Genomic DNA, 5,911 nt, shown 5'->3' on the forward strand with positions numbered 1-5,911 from the left:
AGCGAAGCAGTCCCACACACCGGCCCCTCCGGCCCGTCACCGCACCCACAGCCCCGCGCAGCGGACCCGGCCCGCCGCAGGCGCAACGGCGAGAAGCCCCCACGGCGGGAAAGCCGAAAACGTGGGTCCAAGGCAAAGCGCAGCGGAGGCGCAAAAACATGGGATCAGCCGGTCTCCGCCACCGCCTCCGCGAACTGGGCCGCATACAGGCGGGCGTAGGCACCGTCGGCCGCCAACAGGGCATCGTGGGAGCCCTGTTCGACGATCGCGCCGTTCTCCATCACCAGGATGACGTCGGCGTCGCGGATGGTGGAGAGCCGGTGGGCGATGACGAAGCTGGTGCGGCCGCTGCGGAGCTGCGCCATCGCCTGCTGGATGAGGACCTCGGTACGGGTGTCGACCGAGCTGGTGGCCTCGTCCAGGACCATGATCGCGGGCTCGGCGAGGAAGGCACGGGCGATGGTGATCAGCTGCTTCTCGCCGACCGAGACATTGCTGCCCTCGTCGTCGAGCACCGTCTCGTAGCCGTCCGGCAGGGTGCGCACGAAGCGGTCGACGTGGGTGGCCCTGGCAGCCGCCACGATCTTGTCCATCGGGGTGCCGGCGGGGGCTCCGTAGGCGATGTTCTCCGCGATCGTGCCGCCGAAGAGCCAGGTGTCCTGGAGGACCATGCCGATGTGGGAGCGCAGCTCCTCGCGCCGCATCTCGGCGATGTCGGTGCCGTCGAGCATGATCCGGCCGCCGCGCACCTCGTAGAACCGCATCAGGAGGTTGACCAGCGTGGTCTTGCCGGCGCCCGTCGGGCCGACGATCGCCACCGTCTGGCCGGGGTGGACGGCCAGCGACAGATCGTCGATGAGCGGCTTGTCCGGCGCGTAGCGGAAGGAGACGTCCTCGAACTCGACCCGGCCCTCGACCCGGCCGGGCCGGGCCGGCCGCTCGGCGTCCGGGTCCTGCTCCCCGGCGTCGAGGAGTTCGAAGACCCGCTCGGCGGAGGCGACACCGGACTGGACGAGGTTGGCCATCGAGGCGACCTGGGTGAGCGGCTGGCTGAACTGCCGGGAGTACTGGATGAAGGCCTGGACGTCGCCGATGGACAGCGCCCCGGAGGCGACCCGCAGACCGCCGACGACGGCCACCAGCACATAGTTGAGGTTGCCGATGAACATCATCGCGGGCTGGATGATCCCGGAGATGAACTGGGCCTTGAAACCGGCGGCGTACAGGGCCTCGTTCTGTTCGCGGAACAGCTCGGCGGACTCCCGCTGGCGGCCGAAGACCTTCACCAGGCTGTGGCCGGTGTACATCTCCTCGATGTGCGCATTGAGCTTGCCGGTGGTCTTCCACTGCTGGACGAACTGCGGCTGGGCGCGCTTGCCGACCTTGGTGGCGACGACGACCGAGACCGGGACCGTGATCAGGGCGACCAGCGCCAGCAGCCACGAGATCCAGAACATCATGACCAGCACGCCGACGATGGTCAGCAGCGAGGCCACAATCTGGCTGAGGGTCTGCTGCAGCGTCTGCTGGACGTTGTCGATGTCGTTGGTCGCGCGGGAGAGCACCTCACCGCGCTGCTGCTTGTCGAAGTAGCTCAGCGGCAGCCGCGCCAGCTTCTCCTCGACCTGCTCCCGCATCCGGAAGACGGTCCGCTGGACGACCCGGGTGGCGATCCTGGCCTGGACGAATCCGAACAGCGAGGACGCCACGTAGATCAAGGTGACCCAGAGCAGGACCATGCCGACGGCGCCGAAGTCGATGCCCTGGCCGGGGGTCACCGGCATCGCGCCGATCATGTCGGCGAGCCCGCCCTGTCCGTGGGCGCGCAGCTGCGCGGCGGCCTGGGCCTTGGTGAGGCCGTCGGGCAGCCGGCGGCCGATGATGCCGGACATGATCAGGTCGGTGGCATGGCCGAGGACCTTGGGGCCCACGACCGTGAGCGCCACGCTCACCACGCCCAGCACCAGCGCGACGGCGATGATGCCGCGCTCGGGCCGCATCTGGGACAGCAGCCGTTTGCCGGAGCCCTTGAAGTCCATCGACTTCTCGGTGGGCTGGCCGCCCATCATCCGGCCGGGCCCGGCCGCCGGGGCCGGGCCTCTTCGGGGGGCCGTCCCGGGTATCTCCTCGGTGGCCGCCGGAGCCTCGGTCCGGGCCGTCGCCCCCTTGTCCGCGGTGGTCACGCCGCCTCCTGCTCGGTGAGCTGGGAGAGCACGATCTCCCGGTAGGTCTCGTTGCCGGCCATCAGCTCGGCGTGGGTGCCGGTGCCGACGACCCGGCCCTCGTCCAGGACGACGATGCGGTCGGCGCCGCGGATCGTGGAGACCCGCTGGGCGACGATCACCACCGTCGCACGGTCGGTCTCCCGGGACAGCGCGGCCCGCAGCGCCGCGTCCGTCGCGTAGTCCAGCGCGGAGAAGGAGTCGTCGAAGAGGTAGATCTCGGGCCGGCGCACCAGCGCCCGCGCGATGGCCAGCCGCTGCCGCTGGCCGCCGGAGACATTGCCGCCGCCCTGCGCGACGGGGGCGTCCAGGCCGCCTTCCATCCGCTCGACGAAGTCCCGCGCCTGGGCGGTCTCCAGGGCGTGCCACAGCTCGTCGTCGGTGGCGTCCGGATTGCCGTAGCGCAGGTTGGTGGCGACGGTGCCGGAGAAGAGGTAGGGCTTCTGCGGGACCAGGCCGATGGCCTTGGCCAGCGTCTCCTGGTCGAGGGTGCGGACGTCCTCGCCGTCCACCAGGACCGTGCCGCCGGTCGCGTCGAACAGCCGCGGTACGAGCCCCAGGAGGGTGGACTTGCCGGAGCCGGTCGAGCCGATGACGGCGGTGGTCTCACCGGGGCGGGCGGTCAGCGAGATGTCCTTGAGGACCGGCTGCTCGGCGCCGGGGAAGCGGAACTCGACGCCGCGCAGCTCCAGTTCGCCGTGCCGGCGCAGCTCGGTGACGGGGTGCTCGGGCGGGGTGACACCGGATTCGGTCGCCAGCACCTCCTGGATGCGCTCGGCGCAGACCTCGGCGCGCGGCAGCATCATCACCATGAACGTCGCCATCATGATCGACATCAGGATGTACATGAGGTAGCTGAGGAACGCCGTCAGCGCGCCGATCTGCATGTCACCGCTGTCGATCCGCAGCCCGCCGAACCAGACGACGGCCACGCTGGAGAGGTTCACGATCAGCATGACCAGCGGGAACATCATCGACATCAGCCGGCCGGCGCGCAGCGACACGTCGTAGAGATCGGTGTTGGCCCCGGCGAACCGCTCGCGCTCGTGCCGGTCGCGGACGAAGGCGCGGATGACGCGGATGCCGGTGATCTGCTCGCGCAGTACGCGGTTGACGGTGTCGATGCGCTCCTGCACCCCGCGGAACAGCGGGCGCATCCGGCGCACGATCAGTGAGACGAGAATCCCGAGGACCGGGACGATGACCAGAAGCAGGCCGGACAGCGGCACATCCTGGTTCAGCGCCATGATCACGCCGCCGACGCACATGATCGGCGCCGAGACCATCATGGTGAACGTCATCAGCACCAGCATCTGGACCTGCTGGACGTCATTGGTCGTGCGGGTGATCAGCGACGGTGCGCCGAACGTGCCCAGCTCGCGGGCGGAGAAGGACTGCACCCGGTCGAAGACCGCGGCACGGACGTCCCGGCCGAGCGCCATGGCCGTACGGGCACCGAAGTAGACGGCACCGATCGCGCAGATGATCTGCAGGAGGGTGACGGCGACCATGAAGCCGCCGATGCGCAGGATGTAGCCCGTGTCCCCCTTCACGACACCGTTGTCGATGATGTCGGCGTTGAGGGTGGGCAGATAGAGGGTTGCCAGGGTCTGGATCAGCTGGAGCAGCACGATCAGGGATATCGAGCGCCTGTGGGGCCGCAAATGCCCCCGCGCGAGTCGGACCAACACCCCATGAGACTAGGCGAACACTTGCCCTCGGCAATCGAATTTTCCGGAGAGCGCCCGCGGGGGCGGAGCCTTTGCCGGAACGTGCCCGGAGCCGGAGCACCCGCCGCGTACGCCATCATGGAGGCGGCAACGACGGGGCACCGCCACCACGGGGCGTCCCCCGACCGACACGACGAAGAGGCCGCCGTGACAACAACTGGCACCGTGCGCTACTGGGCCGCGGCCAAGGCCGCCGCCGGCACGGCAGAGGAGCCGTATGCGGCGGCGACGCTCGCCGAGGCGCTCGACGCGGCGCGCGCGGCGCATGCCGCGAACCCCGAGTTCGCGCGCGTCCTGCTGCGCTGCTCCTTCCTGGTGAACGGCGATCCGGTGGGCACCCGCGACCACGGGACGGTGCCGCTGGCCGACGGCGGCACCGTCGAGGTCCTGCCGCCGTTCGCGGGAGGGTGAGCACACGACCATGAGCGACAACCAGCCGCAGCACCACCCTCCCTACGAGCCGCACGACCCGTACGGCCGCCCGGACCCATACGGCCGGCCGGACCCGTACGGCCGGCCGGCGCCTCAGTCCGCGCAGCCGCCGCAGTCCGCGCAGGCGCCACACGGACAGCCGGCGCCGTACGAGCCGCAAACGCCGCACGGGCAGCAGGCACAGGCACAGACGCCGTACGGACAGCAGCCGTCGCACGGACAGCAGCCGTCGCACGGGCAGCAGGCATCGCACGGGCAGCAGGCCTACGACCCTTATCGGCAGCAGCAGCCGCGGCCCGATCAGTACGGGCACGGACAGCACGGACACGCCCCGCACGGACACGCCCCGCACGGACACGACCCGTACGGACACGACCCGTACGGACACGACCCGTACGGACGCGGCCAGTACGGGTACGACGCGTACGGCCAGCAGCCGCAACAACCCCAGCAGCCCCAGCCCCAGCCCCGGCAGCCGCAACAGCAGCCACAACCACCTCAGCCGCAGCAGCAGCCGCACCGGCCGCCCTACGGCCAGGACGGCTACGGCACCCCGCACCCCGCGGAGACCGCGCAGCTGCCCACCCAGCACCAGACCGCCCGCCCGGCCGATGAGCCCTACGCCCGCCGGCACCCCCAGCAGGCCAGGCCGGCGCCCGCCGCACCCGCACCGGCCGCCACGACGCCGGTCTCCGCCGCCTCGGTCTCCTCCGCGCCGCTCGCGCCCAACCAGCGCGCCCGCGCCGAGGGCCGCTCGCCGGTCATCCCGCCCGGCATCCAGCCGGCCGCACTGACCGCCGGGCTCGCCCTGCTGCTGGCGCTGACCGCGCCGCTGGGCCGCCCGGTGCTCGCGGTGCCGGTGGCGCTGCTGCAGGCCGTCACAGCCGCCGGCTGGTTCCGGCTCAACGGCATGTGGCCGGCCCGCCAGGGCATCGCGCTCGCCTTCCTGGGCGGTCTGACCACCGATGTCGCGCTGCTCGCCACCGACCGCGCCGACGCGCCCCTGGTCGGCATCGGCACGCTCGGGGTGTGGTGTCTGCTGGTCCTGGTCCTCCAGCTGCGCAACCGCAGCAGCGCCGACGAGCGGATGTACGCGCTGACCGCGGGGCTGACCTCGTCCGCGCTCGCGGTGCTCGCGGCCGGCCAGCTCGCGGCGAGCCCGCACGCGGTGGTGGTCGGCGCCGCCGCGGTCGCGGTGGCCACCCTGGCCCGTGCACTGCCGCTGCCGCCCCCCGCCTCGATCGGCGTCTCCCTGGTGGCCGCCGCGGGCGCCGGTATCGCGGCCGGCCAGCTGACCGGCCTCGGGGCGTCCGGCGCGCTGCTGGGTCTGGCGGCCGGCGGCTGCGCCCTGATCGGTCTGCGGGTGGCCAGCTACGACTACCCGTCCCGCTTTGTGCACCTGACGGCCGGAGTGGCGCTGCCGCTGGCACTGGCCGCGCCCGCGGTGTACGTCCTGGGGCGGACGCTGGGGTAACCCCCGGGCCGTGCGCGAAACGGGAGCGGCGGCCGCCGGAAGCACCCTGGTGC

Annotated in this window: 4 protein-coding genes; 2 read left to right on the top strand and 2 right to left on the bottom strand. The window is 71.7% G+C overall.

Going from position 1 to position 5,911, the window contains the following annotated elements:
- Positions 1-164: 164 nt before the first annotated feature.
- Positions 165-2,066 carry an ABC transporter ATP-binding protein gene (locus ACWGJY_RS37270; RefSeq protein WP_453265338.1) on the bottom strand — a complete coding sequence of 634 codons (1,902 nt, stop codon included), beginning with the start codon at positions 2,064-2,066 and terminating at the stop codon, positions 165-167.
- 113 nt (positions 2,067-2,179) lie between these two features.
- Positions 2,180-3,913 (bottom strand): ABC transporter ATP-binding protein, encoded by a 1,734-nt coding sequence (locus tag ACWGJY_RS37275; protein WP_453265336.1) that lies wholly within the window; start codon positions 3,911-3,913, stop codon positions 2,180-2,182.
- A 204-nt stretch (positions 3,914-4,117) separates the two neighbouring features.
- Here ACWGJY_RS37275 and ACWGJY_RS37280 point away from each other — a divergent pair, with 204 nt between their 5' ends.
- Both ACWGJY_RS37280 and ACWGJY_RS37285 read left to right on the top strand, forming a co-directional pair.
- Positions 4,118-4,363 carry a MoaD/ThiS family protein gene (locus tag ACWGJY_RS37280; RefSeq protein ID WP_453265339.1) on the top strand — a complete coding sequence of 82 codons (246 nt, stop codon included), beginning with the start codon at positions 4,118-4,120 and terminating at the stop codon, positions 4,361-4,363.
- 10 nt (positions 4,364-4,373) lie between these two features.
- Complete coding sequence (locus ACWGJY_RS37285; RefSeq protein WP_453265337.1) at positions 4,374-5,858, top strand: hypothetical protein; 1,485 nt, start codon at positions 4,374-4,376, stop codon at positions 5,856-5,858.
- The last annotated feature ends 53 nt before the right edge of the window (positions 5,859-5,911 follow it).

The sequence above is a fragment of the Streptomyces sp. NPDC054765 genome (assembly GCF_053612065.1).